The organism is Burkholderia sp. lig30, from assembly GCF_000687455.2.
Lineage (GTDB): Bacteria > Pseudomonadota > Gammaproteobacteria > Burkholderiales > Burkholderiaceae > Burkholderia.
In genome coordinates, this window is sequence record NZ_JGVW01000091.1 from 17,221 (window position 1) to 37,779 (window position 20,559).

Below are 20,559 nucleotides of genomic sequence, written 5' to 3' on the forward strand. Positions count from 1 at the left end.
CGCGCCGGCGCGTCGCCGCGCTTAACGCGGACGGAAGCCGTACAGGCCGCCGTCCTTCGTCTGCACGACGAGCGTGTTGCCCGCGAGGACCGGCGCCGCCGTGATCGGGCTGCCGTCGGTCTTCATCCGCGCGATGAACGAGCCGTCCTCGCGCGACAGGAAATGCACGTACCCCTTGTAATCGCCCATCACCAGCGCACGGCCCAGCAGGTAAGGCACGCCGACATCGCGGCTCTTGAGCTTGTCGTTGCGCCAGAGCGGGTTGCCGCTCGCCACGTCGTAGGCGCTCACGACCGACCAGTCGTCGCCGCCCGCGACCACGGTCTCGTCCTGTGCGAGCCCGCTGCGGCTCGAGAACGCCTTTTCCCACAGCGGGCGGCCCGAGTTCGCGTCGAAGCAGCCGAGCTGCCCCTGGAACGTCACCGCGCACGACTGCGCGCCGACGAGCGTGGGCGGCCCGCTGACGTCATTGATGCGCTCGACTTCCGTCACGCCCTTCGGGAACGACACCGGCGTCTGCCAGTACGGCTCGCCGGTCTGCAGGTTGATCGCGACGAGACCGCCGCCCGGGAAGCCTGCCAGCACCGCGGCGTCGCCAGCGAACGTCATGCCCGCCGACACGCGCAGGTTGAGCGGCACCGCGCGGTTGCGGTAGTTCCACTTCTGCTCGCCCGTCTGCGCGGCGAAGGCGATCACCTGGCCGTCGATCGTGCGGACCACCACGAGGCCGTTGCCGACCAGCGGCGGCGAGAAAATCTCGCCCTGCACGCTCGTCTTCCACAGCAGCTTGCCGTCCTGGCCGAGCACGAACACGCCGCCCTTGAGCGCGCCCACCGCCGTCAGGTTGCCGTCGCTGCCGACGCCGGCCGACAGGTCCGAATCCAGCTTGGTGCGCCAGATCCGCTCGCCGGTCTTCCCGTCGATCTTCTCGACCGAGCCGTTCTCGCCCGCGACGAACACGGCATCGCCCACCGCCACCGGCGAGAACAGGTAGCGCCCGCCGCCGCCGACGCTCGCCTTCCAGATCTGCCGCACGTCGAGGACGGGTTTGAACTCGGTGAGCGGCGTCGGCACGCGACGCGCGTCCTTCGACGACGAGCAGGCCGCCAATGCCAGGACGGCCGCCGCACAGGCAACGGGCACAGCGTAACGTTTCAGCAAATTCATCGGTTAGCGAAGCAAAGATAAAAAGGTTGAAGGGAATCGCGGGCTCAGCCGCCCAGCGCGTCCAGCTTGAACTGCACGAGCTGGCGTGCGGACGCATCTTCCTTCGGCAGGCCGTCGAGCGCGAGCTTGTACGCGGCGCGCGCGTCGTCTGTCTTGCCCTGCGCGGCGAGCAGGTCGCCGCGGCGATCGGCCACGAGGCCCTTGAACGCGTCGGCCGGCGTGCCGGACAACAGTGCGAGCCCGGCGTCGTAGGCCTTTTCGTCGAGCAGGAGCGACGCGAGGCGCAGCTTGGCGATCTGCTTGTACTCGTCGTCCTTCGCATGATCGGTGGCCCATTGCAGCTGCGCCTTCGCGCCCGCGACATCGCCTGCGCCGTACAGCACCTTCGCCGCGGCGAGCGCCGTCATCTGCGCGTACGGCGTGCCGCCGTACTTGTCTTCCATGTCGGCGGCGGCACGGCCGATCGTCGCCTTGTCGTTCGCGACGGCGGCCTTCTGCACCTGCTCGTACAGCCCGGCCGCCTGCGCGGCCTGGCGGCGCTGCCAGTAGTTCCAGCCATTGAAGCCGGCCGCGACGACCAGCGCCGCGAGGACGATCCACGTGGTGAGGTTGCCCCAGCGGGTCCACCACGCCTTGAGGTTTTCAATCGATTCTTGTTCGTCGTGGTAACTCATCGCCTAGCGATTCCCTCCTGTTCAGGCCGTGTATGTCGAGCGAACGCCAACGCGATCAGTCGTCGCCGTCATCGGCGGTTGCAACCATCGCATCGATTAGGAATTCGGTCAAGCTTTCGACCGGTACGGTCTGCTGAGCGTTCTTCTCGCTGCCCTCGCCCGCGCCGCGCAGCGCCTTCACGCCCGCGGTGCCGTTCGTGACTTCCTCTTCGCCGAAGATCACCGCGAATGCCGCGCCGCTCGCATCGGCCCGCTTCATCTGCGACTTGAAGCTCGCCGGCGCGCCGTCGGCGCTGCAGTGGAAGATCACGTCGAGGCCGGTGTCGCGCAGACGCTCGGCGACGATGAATGCCTGCTCGCGCGCGGCTTCGCCCTGGTGGACGACGTAGACGTCGACACCGTCCTGTTCCGGCGCGAGCTGCTCTTCCTTCAGCAGCTCGAGAATGCGCTCGATGCCCATCGCCCAGCCGCATGCGGCCGTCGGCTTGCCGCCGAGCTGCTCGATCAGCGGATCGTAGCGGCCGCCCGCCGCGACCGTGCCCTGCGCGCCGAGCTTGTCGGTGACCCACTCGAACACGGTCAGGTTGTAGTAGTCGAGGCCGCGCACAAGACGCGGGTTGATCGTAAACGGAACGTTGTTCGCCTTCAGCAGACGCTGCAGCCCGTCGAAGTGCGCGCGCGATGCTTCGCCGAGGAAGTCGATCAGCTTCGGCGCGTTCTCGACGATGTCCTGCATCGCCGGATTCTTCGTGTCGAGCACGCGCAGCGGATTCGTGTACAGGCGGCGCTGCGCGTCGGCGTCAAGTGCGTCGACGTGCTGCTCCAGATACTTGATCAGCTCGACGCGGTGCGCGGCGCGCTCTTCCGCGAGGCCGAGCGAATTGATCTCGAGCTTGATGCCGGTCAGGCCCAGGTCATCCCACAGGCGCTGGCACATCATGATGATCTCGGCGTCCGCGTCCGGGCCCGCGAAGCCGAGCGCCTCGATGCCGACCTGGTGGAACTGGCGATAGCGGCCGCGCTGCGGACGCTCGTGGCGGAACATCGGCCCGATGTACCACAGGCGCTTCGGGCCGTCGTACAGCATGTTGTGCTCGATCGCCGCGCGCACGACGGCGGCGGTGTTCTCCGGGCGCATCGTCAGGTGCTCGCCGTTCAGCGCGTCGGTGAAGCTGTACATCTCCTTCTCGACGATGTCGGTCACTTCGCCGATGCCGCGCGTGAACAGCTGCGTGTGCTCGACGATCGGCGTACGGATGTTCTGGTAGCCGTACGCGCGCAGCAGCGACTTCACGGTGGCTTCGAAGAACTCCCACAGGCCGGCATCCTGCGGGAGGATGTCGTTCATGCCCTTGACGCCCGTGAGCTTCTCGATCTTGCGTTTTTGTTCAGTCATCTGTCTTCGGTGGACGAATTAGTTCAATGCCGCAGCGCGGCCGTAGGTGCGTTCGACGTAGTCGCTGACGATCAGCTGGAATTCCTCGGCGATGCGTTCGCCGCGCAGCGTCTTGACCTTCTCGCCGTCGACGAAGACCGGAGCGGCCGGGTTCTCGCCCGAGCCCGGCAGGCTGATGCCGATGTTCGCGTGCTTCGATTCCCCCGGGCCGTTGACGATGCAGCCCATCACCGCGACGTTCATCTTCTCGACGCCCGGATATTGCTTGCGCCAGACCGGCATCTGCTCGCGCAGGTAGGTCTGGATCTGCATCGCGAGCTCCTGGAACAGCGTGCTGGTCGTGCGGCCGCAACCCGGGCACGCGATCACCATCGGCGCGAACGAGCGCAGGCCCATCGTCTGCAGGATTTCCTGGCCGACCACCACTTCGCCCGTGCGCGGCGCGCCCGGCTCCGGCGTCAGCGAAATGCGGATCGTGTCGCCGATGCCTTCCTGCAGCAGCACGCCGAGCGCGGCCGTCGACGCGACGATGCCCTTCGAGCCCATGCCCGCCTCGGTCAGCCCGAGGTGCAGCGCGAAGCCGCAACGGCGCGCGAGCTCGCGGTAGACGGCGATCAGGTCCTGCACGCCGCTGACCTTGCACGACAGCACGATGCGGTCACGGCCGAGGCCCAGCTCGACCGCGCGCTCGGCGGAGCTGATCGCGGACTGGATCAGCGCCTCGTACATCACGCTCTGCGACTCCCACGGCACCGCGCGCGCGGCGTTCTCGTCCATCATGCGCGCGAGCAGGTCCTGGTCGAGGCTGCCCCAGTTCACGCCGATGCGAACCGGCTTGTCATACCTGGCCGCCGCTTCGATCATCTGTGCGAACTGCGTATCGCGCTTCGCGCCCTGGCCGACGTTGCCCGGGTTGATCCGGTACTTCGACAGCGCTTCCGCGCAGCCGGGATGGTCGCGCAGCAGCAGGTGGCCGTTGTAATGGAAGTCGCCGACGAGCGGCACGGTCACGCCCATCCGGTCGAGTTGCTCGCGGACCGCCGGCACGGCGGCGGCGGCCTCCGGGGTGTTGACCGTGATACGCACCAGCTCGGAACCCGCGTTCGCCAGATCCTTGATCTGGATCGCGGTGCCGATCGCGTCGGCGGTATCCGTATTCGTCATCGACTGCACGCGCACCGGCGCATTGCCGCCGATCGTCACGAGCTGCCCGCCCCAACGGATATCCACGGCATGCGACACGCGTCGCGGCGCCTGCCCGCCGAACACCGGCTCGGTTGAACAAATCTGACTGCTGCGTGGGGATTGAGCTTCGGATTGCATCGATAGATCCATTTACGCCGAATGCGCCGCGACGCGGCGCACGAATTGAAAAAGCGCCGTGCAACGGCGCTTACCGTCAGGGCAACGTGAACCGCGCCACGTTCCCCCGCGTTGCCGAATATTTTGCCGGGTCGACGGTTTTTCCGTCGAATGCGACCGCATCGAGGCCCGCCAGGTTGCCGACGGTAACCTTGAGCGGCGCGGCGCCGACGATCTGCTTCGTCTCGCCCGCGTGAACCAGCGCGGAGAACAGTTCCTTGCCGTTCTTGTCGCGCACGCTGAACCAGCAGTCCTGCTTGACCTTGAGCTCGACCATCGACTGGCCTGCCGACACCGCCGGCTGCGAGGCCGCTGCCGGCTGCGAAGCCGCTGCCGCGGCGGCGCTTGCCGGCGGCACGACGGCCGCGACAGGCTGCGACACCGGCGCAGCCGCGACCGGGACGGCCGATGCGGCCGAAGCCGCAGCGACGGCCGGCTGGGAAGCCGTGGCCGCCGGCGCGCTACCCGCGACCGCGGACGCCGAAGCGTCGCTGGCCGCGACAGACGATGCGGCGGCCGAACTCGCGCTTTCGGCAGCCGGCGCGGACGCGATCGCCGCCTGCTGCACCTGCGCGCCGGACGCGCCTTGTGCGGCGCCGCCCTTGAAGCGCGCGAGCCAGTTCGACGAATCGCCGCCAGTGTGCCACATCGCCGCGGCGATCAGCGCGACGACCGCCGCCGCTGCGCCCCACAGCCACGGCCGATGGCGCGTCGCCCCGCCGAGCGGGATCGATACGCGGCCGCGCGGCAGGTCCGCACCCGCCGCCGCCGGCAGCGACAGATCGATTTCCGGCACGCCCCGTTCGCGCCGCAGCGCGTGCGCGAACGGTTCGGGATCGACGCCGAGCATCTTCGCGTAGCTGCGCACGACGCCAAGCGCGAACGTCAAGCCGGGCAGATGGCTGATGTCGCCAGCCTCGAGCGCGCGCAGCTTCTGCGGGGCGACCTTGAGCCGCGCCGACACGTCGTCGACCGACCAGCCCTTCGCCTCGCGCAACTGCGCCAGACGGCTCCCCACGGCAGCCAGCGATTCCAGTCCAGCCGTTGCCGGATTCCCGGCATTCATGTCTGCGCCATTTGACGGCTGCGGCTCACTCATCCTTATCCTCGCGTCGATTCTTCTTCACTGGCGGGTTCCGCCGGCTCGTGCCGGCCCGCAACCCGCGACGTTACACCACACACGGCGCCCCAGGGCGCCGCTTCCGATCGCTATTCGCGCGTATTACCGCCAAACGTTTCGGGCAACCCCGTCACACTGCCCGGACTTCGATGATCTTCCCCGACGTACCCGTGCGTTCCGCCAGCCGGGTGCGATCCTTCACCGCGCCGGCCAGCTGGCCGCATGCGGCGTCGATGTCGTCGCCGCGCGTCTTGCGCACGGTGGTGACGACGCCCGCATCCATCAGCACCTGTGCGAAGCGCTTGACCTGTTCCGGCTTCGAGCGGATGAGGCCCGACTCGGGGAACGGATTGAACGGGATCAGGTTGAACTTGCACGGCACGTCGCGCGTGACCGCCAGCAGTTCGCGCGCATGCGCTTCGGTGTCGTTGACGCCGTCGAGCATGCAGTATTCGAATGTAATGAAATCGCGTGGCGCGACTTTCAGATAACGCTGGCAAGCTGCCATCAGCTCGCGCAGCGGATGCTTCTTGTTGAGCGGCACCAGCATGTCGCGCAACGCGTCGTTCGGCGCGTGCAGCGAAACGGCCAGCGCGACCGGCAGCTCGGCGCCGAGACGGTCCATCATCGGCACCACGCCGGACGTCGACAGCGTGACCCGGCGCCGCGACAGCCCGTAGGCGTTGTCGTCGAGCATCAGGCGCATCGCCGGCACGACCGCGCTGTAATTGAGGAGCGGCTCGCCCATGCCCATCATCACCACGTTGGTGATCACCCGTTCGGCCTTGCCGTTCGGGCCGGGCGCGCGACCGAGCGAGGCGCGCAGCGCAAACTCGGCCATCCGCAGTTGCCCGATGATCTCGGCGGTCGACAGATTGCGGGAAAAGCCCTGCTTGCCCGTGGAACAGAAGCGGCAGTTGACCGCGCACCCGGCCTGCGACGACACGCACAGCGTGCCGCGCGTCTCTTCCGGGATGAATACGGTTTCGACCGCATTGCCGTTTCCGACGTCGATCAGCCACTTGCGCGTGCCGTCGGCGGAAACGTGATCGCTGGCGATGTCCGGCATCGTGATCGTCGCGCGGCCCTTGAGCTTTTCCCTCAGGGATTTCGCGAGATCGGTCATGCCGTCGAAATCGGCAGCGTTGTACTGATGGATCCAGCGCTGCAGTTGCTTGGCGCGGAACGGCTTCTCGCCGAGGCTGCCGCAGTACGCGACAAGGCCCTCGGCGTCGAAGTCGAGAAGATTGACGGAAGTTTCGCTCGTCATGGTGCCCTGCCTTGCCGCGTGCGCTGAATCCTGCCTGCCTGAATGCTCAGCCAGTGCTTAACGCGAGTAAACGTTCATTTCCGGGAAGAAGAACGCGACTTCGACGCTTGCCGTTTCCGGCGCGTCCGAGCCGTGCACCGCGTTCGCGTCGATGCTGTCGGCGAAGTCGGCGCGGATCGTGCCCGCTTCCGCCTTCTTCGGATCCGTCGCGCCCATCAGGTCGCGATTCTTCAGGATCGCGCCTTCGCCTTCCAGAACCTGGATCATCACCGGGCCCGAGATCATGAAATCGACGAGGTCCTTGAAGAACGGACGTGCTGCGTGGACTGCGTAGAACTTCTCTGCGTCAGCGCGCGACAGGTGTGCCATGCGCGCTGCGATGACCTTCAGACCGGCGCCTTCGAAACGGCTGTAGATCTGGCCGATCACGTTCTTTGCCACCGCATCCGGCTTGATGATCGACAGGGTGCGCTCGATTGCCATAAAAACTCCAAGAAATTAAGAAGTTACACTTCCAAATGAATCCGCTATTGTAGCACGATCCCGTGTATCATTGCGATTGAACCCTTACGCGCATGAAAGGTTTCAAGGTACATGCGTTCTGTTTGCCGAGGCCATTGAAACCTCCTGGCACGGAACGTATCTTAGCCATAGCGGCAGCGGCTTGCTGCGGCGCACACCGTGCGCCGGGCCCGCCCGGACGCCATGCGTTCAACGTCAGGAGAAACCATGAACGACTATCAGTACAATTTCGGCCGCGGCGGCGCCGTCAGCTCCGTCGAGGTCCGCAACCGCGTGCTGCGCAACACCTACTGGCTGCTGGCGCTGTCGATGGTGCCGACCGTGCTGGGCGCATGGGTCGGCGTGACGACGGGCTTCTCGCTGTTCGCAGCCACGAGCCCTGCGATGAGCCTGCTCGCGTTCTTCGCGATCGCGTTCGGCTTCATGTTCGCGATCGAGCGCACGAAGAACAGCGGCGCCGGCGTGTTCGTGCTGCTTGGCTTCACGTTCTTCATGGGCCTGATGCTGTCGCGCCTGCTCAGCTTCATCCTCGGCTTCTCGAACGGCCCGTCGCTGATCATGCTCGCGTTCGGCGGCACCGGCATCATCTTCGCCGCGATGGCGACGATCGCCACCGTCAGCAAGCGCGATTTCTCCGGCCTCGGCAAATGGCTGTTCATGGGCGTCGTCGTGCTGCTGCTCGCGATGGTCGCCAACATGTTCCTGCAACTGCCGGCGCTGATGCTGACCGTGTCGGTGCTCGCGATCGCGATCTTCTCCGCGTACATGCTGTTCGACGTGCAGCGCGTGGTCAACGGCGGCGAGACGAACTACATCTCCGCCACGCTCGCGATCTACCTTGATCTGTACAACGTGTTCACCAACCTGCTCGCGCTGCTCGGCATCTTCGGCGGCAACCGCAACTGACGCGGCTGCGCGCGACACGAGCACCCGCCAACAGGCGCAATGCCGTTCCGTTATCGCTTCTGCTGCGGAACCGGCGAGTATAGCGAGAAGGACAACCCTTGACGACCCGGCCGCATTTGCGGCCGGGTCGTTTCACATTGGGCGAGGATTTCGATCGCACCCGAAGGCGCCTCAGGCAGGCGTGACGGCGACCAGCACATGCACGCAGTGACGCCCTCGCGAATGGCGACCACAACCTCCCGGCGAATGCGAGAAGGGAACAGCAGCGGCACCCACCCAACGCCCAGCCAGACAATGAGGCACGCCACATCCGGCCGCAGACAATATTACAATTTCACTTCAATACATAGCAATCCTCATGTATTGTGTAGCCGGGCAGGGTTAGAGAGCTCTGCCAGAAACCATGGTTCTCAACTTTACCGGGAGCGCAAACCAGCATGCCGATTCCAGCGTATATGTGGCTCAAGGACGACGGCGGGGCGGATATCAAGGGCTCCGGTACCGTGCAGGGACGCGAGGGAAGTATCGAGGTGATCGGCTTCAGTCACGGCCTGAATCTCCCAGTCGATAGCAGCTCCGGAAAAATTACCGGCACCCGCTCGCACTCTCCCATGAGCATCGAGAAGGAGTTTGATGCGTCCAGCCCGTACCTTTACAAGGCCGTCGCCAAAGGGCAGACGCTGCAATCTGCGGAACTGAAGTGGTACAGGATCAACGACGCAGGCCAGGAAGAGGTCTACTTTGTGATACTGCTGGAAGGCGTGAAAATCGCAGGCATCAATCCCGGAATGGCTAACACCAAGCTGATGGATATGTCTGCACTCAACCACATGGAATCCATTTCCATGATGTATGAGCACATCACATGGCATTACACGGACGGCAACATCAAGTTCACTGACGCGTGGAACGACCGATAACTACCGGGAAAGACATTCGATGGCTTTGCAGGGAAAATTCGTTGTAAACAACGCGCCGCTGTCACCACTATTCATTTTTGGTGTCGGCACATTCATGGCTTTCTCCGGCGATGGCATCTACCGCAATCGAGGGGGATGCACGGCTCTAAAGGAAAAAGGGCCCATCCCCGCCGGGAAATATTGGATAGTCGACCGACCCGCCGGCGGCATTCGATCTCAAGTACAAGCGCAGGCTAAGGATGCGTGGAACACGATCATTCTGGGTGCGCCGTCCAATCATTCGGAATGGTTTGCCTTGTATCGCGATGATGGCAAGATTGACGACCATACATGGATAAATGGGGTCGAACGTGGCAATTTCCGGCTGCATCCGATCGGCGGCAGTGGACTCTCGCTGGGATGTATCACGCTGCAAAGTCGTTCGCAGTTTCAGACTCTCCGACAGGCGCTGCTGCAGACAACCACCATTCCCGCACGCCACTCAGGGCTGCACGCATACGGATGGATTGAGGTCGTTACACATGGCAACACTTGTCCGTAGGATTTCCAAGACTCTTTTGTTTTGTGGATTGTTCTTTTTATCCGGGAGATACGTCCACACCTACCCGATTCCAATGACACCAGATCAACAGCAGCAGTTGATTGTCATTTCGGAAAAATTCGGAGTAGACGACTATGAATTGTTTTACATGGGCGCGATGGCGCTCGTAGACCTCGTCGCCGCCATAGTCGCTTATGTGTTGATCATGAAACTCTGGCGATTCTTCGAAGTGAGGCACCAGTCAGATTAGGGTGACTGTGCACCCCAATCATTCTTTGATCATTTTTGAACCGCTCTTATTAGGGTGGCCTGCTTCGGCATACGACTTTCCCCGAATTCCGAGGCCACCCCGTCAGCGACTCAATCGCGCTCGAACAGCGCGATCGACTCGACGTGAGACGTGTGCGGGAACATGTTGACCACACCCGCGCCCTTCAGGCGATACCCGGCCTCATGCACCAGCAGGCCGGCGTCGCGCGCGAGCGTCGACGGGTTGCACGACACGTACACGATCCGCTTCGGCAGCGGCCCTTCGCCGCTTTGCGCAATATCGGCCAGCGCCTTCGACACCGCCAGCGCCCCTTCGCGCGGCGGATCGATTAGGAACTTGTCGAATGCGCCGAGCGCACGGATGTCGTCGGCGCTCACCTCGAACAGGTTGCGGCAGGCAAACGACGTATGGCCGTCCACGCCGTTCTCGCGCGCGTTGGCGAGCGCACGGGTCGTCAGCGCCTCGCTGCCCTCGATCCCCATCACCTCGCGCGCGAGGCGCGCGAGCGGCAGCGTGAAATTGCCGATGCCGCAGAACAGGTCGAGCACGCGATCGTCGCGCGACGGCGCGAGCAAGCGCAGCGCGCGCCCGACCAGCACCCGGTTGATCTGATGATTGACCTGCGTGAAGTCGGTCGGCTTGAACGGCATGCGGATGCCGAATTCCGGCAGCGTGTAGTCGAGCTGGACGTCGAGCGGATAGAACGGCGTCACCGTGTCCGGCCCCTTCGGCTGCAGCCAGAACTGCACCTTGTGCTCGTCGGCGAACGCGCGCAGCAGCGCCTCGTCGGCCGCGTTGATCGGCTCCAGCACGCGCAGCACGAGCGCGGTGACCTGCGAGCCGACCGCCAGCTCGATCTGCGGCATCCGGTCCCGGATCGACAGCCCCTCGACCAGCTTGCGCAGCGGCACGAGCATCGCCGACACGTGCGGCGGCAGCACTTCGCAGCTCGTCATGTCCGCGACGTAGCTGCTCTTGCGCTCGTGGAAGCCGACCAACACGCCGCCCTTCTTCACGACGTTGCGCACGGTCAGGCGCGCGCGATAGCGATAGCCCCACGACGGCCCGTGGATCGGCGAGAACATCGACTCCGCGCGCAGCTTCGCGAGATGCCACAGGTTATCTTCGAGCACGCGCTGCTTGATCGCGACCTGCGCGCGCATGTCGAGATGCTGCATCGAGCAGCCGCCGCAGGTGCCGAAGAACGCGCATTTCGGCTGCGCGCGCATCACGCTTGGGCGCAGAATATCGACAACCTGCGCCTGCTCGTAGCTCGGCTTGCGGCGGAAGCTCGAATAGGTCACGCGCTCGCCGGGCAGCGCGCCCTCGACGAAGATGACCTTGCCCGGCTCGCCGTCCTCGGTCGTCACGCGGCCGACACCGCGCGCTTCCATGTCGAGCGATTCGATCTCGAGAACCGGGGCGCTTTCGGGCGCGGCTGGCACGCTTTTCAACTTGCGTGCGGAAGTGGGGACGGCTTCAGACACCAGCTTTTCCTGACAAACGATGAAGAATGCGAGATTGTAGACGAAGGACCGCCTCGCTCGCCCGCTTTCCGCAGGACCGGAGTAAGCGCTGAAGCGCTCACTCCGGTCGACACCTGATCGACAGGAGATTCGACCGTGCGACTGATCGACTGGAACATTCAATGGGGCCGCGACGCGGACGGCATCGTCGACCTGCCCCGCACCATCGCGGCCGCCCGCGCACTCGGCGATTTCGACGTGCTCTGCCTGCAGGAAGTCACGCGCGGATTCGGCGCGCTGCCCGGCCACCCGGGCCCGGACCAATTCGTCGAACTCGCCGCGCTGCTGCCCGGCTACACGATCGTCGAGGCGATCGGCACCGACCTGCCGCCGGCCGCGCCGGGCCAGCCGCGCCGGCAGTTCGGCAACGCGCTCGCCACCCGCCTGCCGGCCGGGCGCGTGATGCGCCGCCTGCTGCCATGGCCCGCCGACGACACTGCGCCGTCGATGCCGCGCGTCGCGCTCGAAGTCGAGCTGTCGGCCGCATCCGGGCCGGTACGCGTGACCGTCACCCACCTCGAATACTATTCCGTACGGCAGCGGCTCGCGCAGGTCGACGCACTGCGCGACCGGCATCGCGAAGCCTGCGCGCACGCCGACCACCCGGCACCGGCGGAAAATGCCGCGGGGCCGTTCGCCGCGACCGGACAGCCGCGCGATGCGATCGTCTGCGGCGACTTCAACAGCGCGTTCGGCAGCGACGCCTACCGCCGCTTCATCGAACCGATCGACGCCGTACCGCGCTTCGTCGACGCGTGGACGGCGCTGCACCCGGGACAAACCCCGCCACCGACGGCGGGCGTCTACGACACGCAACAATGGTCGGAGGGGCCGCTCGCATGCGACTTCGTGTTCGTCACCGAGAGCCTGCTGCCGCGCGTCACGCGCTGCGAGATCGACGGCGACGTGCGCGCGTCCGATCACCAGCCGATCGTGCTTGAACTGGGCTGACCGCGCGCTACGCGTCGAACGCCGCGAGGTATTCTGCCCAGTGCGGCGCCGTCTCCTGCATCAGCGAGCTCTTGACGAGCAGGATCTCGTCCGCGTACTCGCTTGCCGTGAGACCGCCGCGCATCAGCTGGAAGCGGCAGTACAGCAGGTACGTGTTGACGACGTCGGTTTCGCAGTAGTTGCGGATCTCGTCGATGCGGCCTTCCAGAAACGCCTTCCACACCTGGCTGCCGTCCATCCCGAGCTTGCCGGGAAAGCCGCACAGCTTCGCGAGCGCGTCGAGCGGCGCGTTCGCACGCGCCTGGTACATCGCGAGCAGGTCCATCAGGTCGGTGTGCCGCGAGTGATAGCGCGAGATGTAGTTGTTCCACTTGAAGTCGCGGTCGTCCTCGCCGAGATCCCAGTAGCGCGACGCAGCGATGCCGTGCACCAGCGCGCGGTAATGCAGCACCGGCAGGTCGAAGCCGCCGCCGTTCCACGACACGAGCTGCGGCGTGTATTTCTCGATCACGCGATAGAACGACTGGATCAGCGCCGCTTCGCCGTCCTGCGGCGTGCCGAGCGAACGCACGCGAAAGCCGTTCTGGTCGCGAAACACGCATGAAATCGCGGCGACGCGCTGCAGGTGATGCGGCAGGAAATCGCTGCCGGTCTTCTCGCGGCGCGCGGCAAACGCATGTTCGGCCACCGCGGCATCGTCGAGCGTGGCGGGCAAATCGTCGAGACGGCGAATGCCGTCGACATCGGGAATTGTCTCGATGTCAAAAACCAGAATGGGTGTCATCGGTTACAGAACGGCGTCCTTGCGAACGCCATTGGAGGCGAAAAACCGCTTCAGGCGCACCAGCGCTTCCTGCTGGATCTGACGCACGCGCTCGCGGGTCAACCCCATCTCGTCGGCCAGCTCCTCGAGCGTCGCCGGCTCGATGTGATTCAGGCCGAAGCGGCGCTCGATCACGTGCCGGTGCTTGTCGGACAGGCGCGACAGCCACGCGCGCGTGAGCGTCTCGAGCTCGCGGTGCTGCACTTCGGCATCCGGCGACTGGCTCTGGTCGTCGGGCAGCAAGTCGAGAAGGCTGCTCGCCGGATCGAGGTCGAGCGGCGCGTCGAGCGACGCGGTGTGTTCGTTGAGCGCGAGAATGTCGGTGACTTCCTCGGCGGTCTTGCCGGTCAGGTAGGCGATGTCGTCGATGCTGGCTTCGCGGCGGTCCGCCGCCTCGCCCGTCGACATCGAGTTCTTTTCGAGGTGACGCTTCGCGCGCAGCACCTGGTTGAGCTCGCGGATTACGTGCACCGGCAGGCGCACGGTGCGGGCCTGGTTCATGATCGCCCGCTCGATGCTTTGCCGGATCCACCAGGTCGCGTAGGTCGAGAACCGGAAGCCGCGCGTCGGATCGAATTTCTCGATCGCGTGCATCAGCCCGAGATTGCCCTCTTCGATCAGGTCGAGCAGCGGCACGCCGCGATTCAGGTAGCCCTTCGCAATGCTGACGACGAGCCGCAGGTTGCGCTCGATCATCACCTGGCGCGCATCGAATTCGCCCGCCTTCGCGAGCCGCGAATAGCGCTGCTCTTCCTCGACCGTCAGGAGCGGCTTGACGCTGATGCGGTTCAGGTAATGCTGGATCGTGTCGGCGGTCAGTTCCGCCTGCAGCATCGCGCGGAAATCGTCGATGTCCGGCGCGGCGGCGGCGGTGGTTTCCCGCTCCTCGTCGCCGCCCTCCGCGTCGCGCGCCTCGAATTCGCGCTCGTTGTCGGCGGCGTCGTCTTCTTCCTCCGTCGAAGCGCCAGCGCGCTCCACCGATGCTTGCGTGGCGCGACTGATCTTCTCAGACTCGGCTTGCGGCTCGTGGCGCTTCGATTTCGGCATGGTCGTCTCGTCTATTGAGGCGGCAAATACTTCAGCGGATCGACAGGTTTACCCTGTCGGCGAACCTCGAAATGCAGCATCACGCGGTCGGCATCGCTATTACCCATCTCGGCGATTTTCTGTCCCTTCGTCACCGCGTCCCCCTCTTTTACCATCAAAGCGCGATTGTGTGCATACGCTGTGAGATAAGTCGCGTCGTGCTTGATGATAATGAGGTTGCCATAGCCGCGCAGGCCGTTGCCCGCGTAGACGACGCGGCCGTCCGCCGCCGCCTTGACCGACTCGCCGGTAGCGCCGCCGATGTTGACGCCCTTGTTCTTCGCGTCGTCGAAACCGTTCAGCACCGGGCCGCGCGCCGGCCATGCGAACGTCACCGGGCCGCTCGGCACGACCGACGTGTCGCTCGATGCGGCCGCGGGCGCGACCGCCGGCGCCGCTGCCGCCCTGGAACCGGAACCATTGCCGTTGGCCGGCACCGCGGGACCGCTGCTCAGCGGCGCGGTCTGCACGGCCGCACCGGCGACCGGCGCGGTTGCGACGCCCGCTCCCGCGACCGCCGGCGAACCCGGCGGCACGACGCGCAGCAACTGGTCGACCTCGATCTGATTCGGGTTCGCCAGATTGTTCCAGGCGGCGATGTCGCGATAGTTCTGACCGTTCTCGAGCGCAATCCGGTACAGCGTGTCGCCCGGCTTCACGCGGTAGAAACCCGGAGGCGGCGGGCCGAGCGGCACCGCAGGCTGCGCGCCGGGCATCGCGCCGAGCGCGCCCGAACGGTCGACAACGGGGGCGTTGTCGAGCCGCGTCGCACAGGCGGCCAGAAGCGAAAACGCTGCCACACAGATCGCGCGCTGGGCGAGCGTGAGCGGTACCTTCAAACGATTGTTTTCCATCGCGCGCAACATACTCATCGGTTTCAAATCACTCCGGATTTTAAAGGGACAAAGAAAACGCGATCAAGCCGCGACTCGCGCCACTGCGCGTGCGCGACGCGCTCCACGAGGGTAAGCACCTGGGGCTGTCCGCTCTGCGCGCCGACCGGGGCGACGAGGCGCCCGCCGATCGTCAGCTGCTCGAGCAGCGCCTGCGGCACATCGAGCCCCGCTGCCGCGAGCACGATCGCGTCGAACGGCGCCGCCGACGGCAGGCCGACGCGGCCGTCGCCGTAATGCAGGCGGATGTTCGGCACGCGCAGTGGCCGCAGATTCAGCTTGGCCCGCTCGTAGAGCGGCTTGACACGTTCAATCGAATACACATCGCGCGCCACGTGACTCAGCACGGCGGCCTGATAGCCGCATCCGGTGCCGATCTCGAGGACGCGCTCGAGCGTGCGGCCGGCCGCCGCGAGCTCGATCATCCGCGCGACGACGGACGGCTTGGAAATCGTCTGGTGGTGGCCGATCGGCAGCGCGGAGTCTTCGTAGGCCTGCGTGGCGAGACCCGGATCAACAAACATATGGCGCGGCACCGCGGCCATCGCCGCCAGCACGCGCGCGTCGGTCACGCCGTTCGCGCGCAGCCGTTCGACCATCCGCTCGCGCACGCGTTCCGACGTCAGCGCGTGCGGGACGGCCTGCGCAACGCTCGGCGCGGCTTTGTTGTCGGGATGTTTGGCCGGCATCGCGGCGCCGTTGCGCGCGGGACGGCTGTCCTGCGCACGCGGCGCGCCGCCCGACAGTCGCAGACGGGCAGACTCGCCCGCCGCATGGCGTTCGCCGGCCAGGCCCTCGGCCTTGCGCGGCTCGCGCTTGAGATCTTCGAGCGCAAGCGGAAACCGCTTCGCGCGCCCGCCGCTCATGAAGCACGCCCCTCGGCGCGTGCCCAATCGCGCGTCGCGGACAGCATCTGCGTATGCGTGAGATCGAGCTGCAACGGCGTGATCGACACGAAACCGTTCGCTACCGCGTGAAAGTCCGTGCCTTCGCTCGCGTCCAGCGCATCGCCCGACGGCCCGATCCAGAAGATCGGCTCGCCGCGCGGGTTGGTCTGGCGGATCACCGGCTGCGACGGGTGCCGCTTGCCGAGGCGGGTGACCTTCCAGCCTTTGATCGCGTCGTAAGGCAGGTTGGGGATGTTGACGTTCAGCAGCGGCTGGCCGGGCAGCGGATGCGCGAGATAGTGGCTGACGATCTCGGCCGCGACGCGCGCCGCATCGGCGAGGTGCGCCCAGTCCTTGTCGACCAGCGAGAACGCGATCGCCGGCACGCCGAACATGATGCCTTCGGTCGCCGCCGCGACGGTTCCCGAATACAGGGTGTCCTCCCCCATGTTCTGGCCGTTGTTGATGCCGGACACGACGAGATCCGGCTTCGCGTCGAGCGTGCCGGTCAGTGCGACGTGCACGGAATCGGTGGGCGTGCCGTTCACATAGAAGAAACCCGTACTCGCGGAACGCTGCACCGACAGCGGCCGCGACAGGGTCAGGGAGTTCGACGCGCCACTGCAATTCTGCTCGGGCGCCATCACGGTCAGCTCGGCCAGCGGCCGCAGCGCGTCGTGAAGCGCGGCGAGACCGGAGGCGAGATAGCCGTCGTCGTTGCTGAGTAGGATTCGCATGCGGCGATTGTAACCGAGGAAAGATGGCGCGCGAGCGACATCCGGCGCTTCCCGCGCGCCGCCGCATGCGGCCCGCCGGCGCGTTGCGCGGCGGGCATTTCTGCTCAGATCGCGCCCGCTTCGCGCAGCGCGGCGATCGCCGCCGCGTCGTAGCCGAGCCCGCGCAGCACTTCGTCGGTGTGCTCGCCGAGCTCGGGGCCGAGCCAGCGCGTTTCGCCCGGTGTGCCGGACAGCTTCGGCGTGATGTTCGGCAGCGGGATCTCGGTGCCGTCACCGAGCCTGAAGCGCTGGATCATCTGCCGCGCGACGAACTGCGGATCGGTGAACATGTCGGCGGCGCTGTAGATCCGCCCGGCCGGCACGTCCGCGGCGTTCAGCACCGCGAGCGCCTCGTCGATCGTGCGCGGCGCGAGCCATGCCGCTATCGCGTCGTCGATCTCCCGCGTGCGCGGCACGCGGCCGTCGTTGTGCGCGAGCGCCGGATCGTCGGCGAGGTCGTCGCGCTCGATCGCCTTCATCAGCCGCTTGAAGATCGGATCGCTGTTGCCGCCGATCACGATGCTGCCGTCGCGGCACGCATAGGTGTTCGACGGCACGATCCCGGGCAGCGATGCGCCCGTGCGCTCGCGCACGAGACCGTACACGCCGTACTCCGGCACGACGCTCTCCATCATGTTGAACACGGCCTCGTACAGCGCGACGTCGACCACCTGCCCCGTACCGCCGTTCGCGTTGCGGTGATGGAGCGCCATCAGCGCGCCGATCACGCCGTGCAGCGCGGCGATCGAGTCGCCGATCGAGATGCCGATGCGCGGCGGCGGCAGCTCCGGATAGCCGGTAATGTGCCGCAACCCGCCCATCGATTCGGCGATCGCGCCGAAGCCCGGCCGGTCGCGATACGGTCCGGTCTGCCCGTAACCGGACAGGCGCACCATCACGAGGCCCGGATTGGCGGCGGACAGCACGTCGTAGCCGAGCCCGAGCTTTTCGAGGAGGCCCGGCCGGAAGTTCTCGATCACGATGTCGGCTTCGGCCGCGAGCCGGCGCGCAATGTCCCTGCCCTCGTCCGTCTTCAGGTTCAGCGTGACCGATTTTTTGTTGCGTGCCTGCACCGCCCACCACAGCGACGTGCCGCCCGCCTCCGGGTATAGCTTGCGCCACTTGCGCAGCGGATCGCCGCCTTTCGGATCTTCGATCTTGATGACTTCGGCGCCGAATTCGGCAAAGAGACGCGAGGCGAACGGCCCCGCGATCAATGTCCCGAACTCGAGCACCTTGACGCCCGCGAGCGGGCCCTGGCTCGTGCTCATGTGTCTCCCTGGCATGAACATGGATGACGCCGCCGACGGGCGGCGCATGGCGCTACATCGTGCGGCGGTCGAGCATCGCGCGCGCGATCGTGCCCGCGTCGACATACTCCAGCTCGCCGCCGACCGGCACCCCGCGCGCGAGACGCGTGACCGCGAGGCCGCGCGCCTTCAGCGTCTGGCCCAGGTAGTGCGCGGTGGCTTCGCCTTCATTCGTGAAATTGGTCGCCAGCACGACTTCCTTGACGATGCCGTCGGACGCGCGCCGCACCAGCCGGTCGAAATGGATTTCCTTGGGGCCGATGCCGTCGAGCGGACTCAGCCGCCCCATCAGCACGAAGTACAGCCCGCGATAGGTCATCGTCTGTTCGAGCATGATCTGGTCGGCAGGCGTCTCGACAACGCACAGCAACGTCGGATCGCGCTCGGTGTCGCTGCAGACCTCGCAGATCTGCGCTTCGGTGAACGTATTGCACTTCTCGCAGTGCCGCAGGTGCTCGGTCGCGAACAGCAGCGAACGGCCGAGCCGCTCCGCCCCCTCCCGGTCGTGCTGCATCAGGTGGTACGCAATGCGTTGCGCGGACTTCGGCCCGACGCCGGGCAGCGCGCGCAGCGCCTCGACGAGGGCGGACAAGGCTGAGGGCTGTTTCATGCGAAAACGCCGGCGGCTCCGGATTCGGGTAATGCGCTCAGAACGGCAGCTTGAAGCCCGGGGGCAGCGGCAGGCCCGACGTCATGCCGCTCATCTTTTCCTGCGACGTCGCTTCCGCCTTGCGGGCGGCATCGTTGAACGCCGCGGCGACGAGGTCCTCAAGCATGTCCTTGTCGTCGGCGAGCAGGCTCGGATCGATCGACACGCGGCGCACCTCGTTCTTGCAGGTCATCGTCACCTTGACGAGGCCCGCGCCCGACTGCCCTTCGACTTCGATCTGCGCAAGCTGCTCCTGCATCTTCTTCATGTTTTCCTGCATTTGCTGCGCTTGCTTCATCAGTCCGGCGAGTTGGCCTTTCAACATGGGAATACTCCTTCTTGATCGTGTGAAAGCCGGCACGCGGCGCGTGCCGGCCGATGTGTGTGAGCGTGATTGTGCCTGCTGCGACGCTACCCGTTCAATGCAACGTCGGCGGCGCACCGTCCGGCGGCGCGGCCGCATCGGCGAGCGGCCGCACCGAGCCGTCGACGATGCGCGCGCCGAATTCGCGCACCAGTTGCTGGACGAACGGGTCCGCATGGATCTCCTGTTCCGCGTCCCGCTGGCGCTGCGCGCGCGCGGCGGCGTCGAGCGCCGCGGCCGTGCGGCGCGCCGGGCCAACCTCGACGTCGATCTCGAGCGTCTTGCCGATCGTCTCCGCGAGCGCGGCCTTCAGCTTCGCGACCTGCGCCGCATCCGCGTATTGCGGCACCGGCACGGACAGCTTGAGCGTCGTCGCGTCGACCGCCGTCAGTTCACTATTGAACGCGAGCTGATACGCGACGCCCTTGAGCGGCAGCCGCGCGGCAAGCGCCGGCCACTCGCCGTCGAAGCCGATCGGATCGAGCGCGATCGCGGGCGGCAGCGGGCGCGCATCCACCGGCGCGGCCGGTTTCGGCGCGACGCGCACGTCGTCCGGCCCGCTGTCGAACACCGGCACGAAACCGTCGTCCGGCGGCCCGCCGAACATCTCGTCCGCGCTGAGCGGCACGTAGTCGTCGGGCGGAATGTCTTCCCACGGCGGCGGCGCGTCGCGCGTCTCGGGCTGCGGCGCGCGCGCGGCAGCCCGCGGCGTCGGCACCGGTACCGCCGGACGCGGTGCGGCGAGCTTCGCGGCGGCCGGCGTCGCCGCCGGTTTCGCCGCGGCGGCCGGGCGCGCACGGTCGGTCGACACGCGCATGCCGGCGTTACGCAACACGTCGAGCGCGGCGGCCGCGCCGCTCGTGCGCGGCGCGGTGCGGGCGCCGGACTCGGCCGGTGCGGTGCGCGCGACGGATTCGGCCGGCCGCGCGGATGCCGGAGCCGGCGCGGAAGCGGCCGGCTGCGCGTCGTCGCGCACGGAGGCGAATGCATCGGTGGCGGCCGCCTGCGCGGGTGCAGCCGACGGAGCCGTTTCGCCAGCCGACGACGCAGGCGCAACGGCTGCCGGCTTGGCAGAGGCCGCCTCGGATGCCGGATGCGGCTGGGCCGCCGGCTTCACCACCGGGGCTGCTTGAGCTGCTTGAGCT

Annotated in this window: 21 protein-coding genes; 4 read left to right on the forward strand and 17 right to left on the reverse strand. The window is 66.5% G+C overall.

What is annotated here, in order from left to right; all coding sequences use genetic code 11:
* Positions 1-21: 21 nt before the first annotated feature.
* From bamB to ndk, 7 genes are all read right to left on the reverse strand, one after another.
* Positions 22-1,167 carry an outer membrane protein assembly factor BamB gene (gene bamB / locus LIG30_RS18235; RefSeq protein WP_038714189.1) on the reverse strand — a complete coding sequence of 382 codons (1,146 nt, stop codon included), beginning with the start codon at positions 1,165-1,167 and terminating at the stop codon, positions 22-24.
* A 44-nt stretch (positions 1,168-1,211) separates the two neighbouring features.
* Entirely contained in the window at positions 1,212-1,841 is a 630-nt protein-coding gene (locus LIG30_RS18240; protein WP_038714191.1) for a tetratricopeptide repeat protein, read from the reverse strand.
* A 55-nt stretch (positions 1,842-1,896) separates the two neighbouring features.
* Positions 1,897-3,237 carry a histidine--tRNA ligase gene (gene hisS / locus LIG30_RS18245; protein ID WP_038714192.1) on the reverse strand — a complete coding sequence of 447 codons (1,341 nt, stop codon included), beginning with the start codon at positions 3,235-3,237 and terminating at the stop codon, positions 1,897-1,899.
* An 18-nt stretch (positions 3,238-3,255) separates the two neighbouring features.
* Positions 3,256-4,560, reverse strand: coding sequence for a flavodoxin-dependent (E)-4-hydroxy-3-methylbut-2-enyl-diphosphate synthase (gene ispG / locus LIG30_RS18250; RefSeq protein ID WP_038714220.1), 1,305 nt, complete (start codon positions 4,558-4,560; stop codon positions 3,256-3,258).
* A gap of 76 nt (positions 4,561-4,636) precedes the next feature.
* Positions 4,637-5,698, reverse strand: coding sequence for a helix-turn-helix domain-containing protein (locus LIG30_RS18255; protein WP_038714193.1), 1,062 nt, complete (start codon positions 5,696-5,698; stop codon positions 4,637-4,639).
* A 151-nt stretch (positions 5,699-5,849) separates the two neighbouring features.
* Positions 5,850-6,989 carry a 23S rRNA (adenine(2503)-C(2))-methyltransferase RlmN gene (rlmN, locus tag LIG30_RS18260; protein ID WP_038714195.1) on the reverse strand — a complete coding sequence of 380 codons (1,140 nt, stop codon included), beginning with the start codon at positions 6,987-6,989 and terminating at the stop codon, positions 5,850-5,852.
* A gap of 57 nt (positions 6,990-7,046) precedes the next feature.
* Positions 7,047-7,472 (reverse strand): nucleoside-diphosphate kinase, encoded by a 426-nt coding sequence (gene ndk, locus LIG30_RS18265; protein ID WP_038714197.1) that lies wholly within the window; start codon positions 7,470-7,472, stop codon positions 7,047-7,049.
* 246 nt (positions 7,473-7,718) lie between these two features.
* Between ndk and LIG30_RS18270 the strand changes: the two genes are divergently transcribed.
* From LIG30_RS18270 to LIG30_RS25485, 3 genes are all read left to right on the forward strand, one after another.
* Positions 7,719-8,417 (forward strand): Bax inhibitor-1/YccA family protein, encoded by a 699-nt coding sequence (locus LIG30_RS18270; protein ID WP_038714198.1) that lies wholly within the window; start codon positions 7,719-7,721, stop codon positions 8,415-8,417.
* A 437-nt stretch (positions 8,418-8,854) separates the two neighbouring features.
* On the forward strand, positions 8,855-9,337 hold the full coding sequence (locus LIG30_RS18275; protein ID WP_038714199.1) for an Hcp family type VI secretion system effector: 483 nt from the start codon (positions 8,855-8,857) through the stop codon (positions 9,335-9,337).
* A gap of 19 nt (positions 9,338-9,356) precedes the next feature.
* A complete protein-coding gene (locus tag LIG30_RS25485) occupies positions 9,357-9,878 on the forward strand; it encodes a DUF2778 domain-containing protein (protein ID WP_083494088.1) in 522 nt (173 codons plus the stop codon).
* A gap of 360 nt (positions 9,879-10,238) precedes the next feature.
* Here the strand turns inward: LIG30_RS25485 and rlmD are convergent, their stop codons facing one another.
* The gene (rlmD, locus tag LIG30_RS18285; protein ID WP_083494089.1) at positions 10,239-11,636 is read right to left on the reverse strand and encodes a 23S rRNA (uracil(1939)-C(5))-methyltransferase RlmD; all 1,398 of its coding nucleotides are present in this window, start codon (positions 11,634-11,636) and stop codon (positions 10,239-10,241) included.
* Positions 11,637-11,771: 135 nt separating this feature from the next.
* Between rlmD and LIG30_RS18290 the strand changes: the two genes are divergently transcribed.
* Positions 11,772-12,626, forward strand: a complete 855-nt coding sequence (locus LIG30_RS18290) for an endonuclease/exonuclease/phosphatase family protein (protein ID WP_038714202.1) — start codon at positions 11,772-11,774, stop codon at positions 12,624-12,626.
* A gap of 7 nt (positions 12,627-12,633) precedes the next feature.
* Here the strand turns inward: LIG30_RS18290 and LIG30_RS18295 are convergent, their stop codons facing one another.
* The 9 genes from LIG30_RS18295 to LIG30_RS18335 form a co-directional block, all read right to left on the reverse strand.
* Entirely contained in the window at positions 12,634-13,410 is a 777-nt protein-coding gene (locus tag LIG30_RS18295) for a 3'-5' exonuclease (protein WP_038714203.1), read from the reverse strand.
* Between the two features lie 3 nt (positions 13,411-13,413).
* A complete protein-coding gene (rpoS, locus tag LIG30_RS18300) occupies positions 13,414-14,496 on the reverse strand; it encodes an RNA polymerase sigma factor RpoS (protein ID WP_038714205.1) in 1,083 nt (360 codons plus the stop codon).
* Between the two features lie 11 nt (positions 14,497-14,507).
* Positions 14,508-15,407, reverse strand: coding sequence for a peptidoglycan DD-metalloendopeptidase family protein (locus tag LIG30_RS18305; RefSeq protein WP_038714208.1), 900 nt, complete (start codon positions 15,405-15,407; stop codon positions 14,508-14,510).
* Between the two features lie 5 nt (positions 15,408-15,412).
* Entirely contained in the window at positions 15,413-16,294 is an 882-nt protein-coding gene (locus LIG30_RS18310) for a protein-L-isoaspartate(D-aspartate) O-methyltransferase (RefSeq protein ID WP_038714209.1), read from the reverse strand.
* The gene (gene surE, locus LIG30_RS18315; protein ID WP_038714211.1) at positions 16,291-17,052 is read right to left on the reverse strand and encodes a 5'/3'-nucleotidase SurE; all 762 of its coding nucleotides are present in this window, start codon (positions 17,050-17,052) and stop codon (positions 16,291-16,293) included. The genes LIG30_RS18310 and surE overlap by 4 nt, the downstream gene beginning before the upstream one ends.
* 104 nt (positions 17,053-17,156) lie before the next feature.
* Complete coding sequence (locus tag LIG30_RS18320) at positions 17,157-18,362, reverse strand: CaiB/BaiF CoA transferase family protein (protein ID WP_038714212.1); 1,206 nt, start codon at positions 18,360-18,362, stop codon at positions 17,157-17,159.
* A 52-nt stretch (positions 18,363-18,414) separates the two neighbouring features.
* A complete protein-coding gene (gene recR, locus LIG30_RS18325; RefSeq protein ID WP_038714214.1) occupies positions 18,415-19,011 on the reverse strand; it encodes a recombination mediator RecR in 597 nt (198 codons plus the stop codon).
* Between the two features lie 37 nt (positions 19,012-19,048).
* Positions 19,049-19,375: a YbaB/EbfC family nucleoid-associated protein gene (locus LIG30_RS18330; protein ID WP_038714215.1), complete on the reverse strand. Its 327-nt coding sequence runs from the start codon at positions 19,373-19,375 to the stop codon at positions 19,049-19,051.
* Between the two features lie 94 nt (positions 19,376-19,469).
* A partial coding sequence (locus LIG30_RS18335) for a DNA polymerase III subunit gamma/tau C-terminal domain-containing protein (protein WP_038714224.1) occupies positions 19,470-20,559 on the reverse strand: 1,090 nt, incomplete at its 5' end.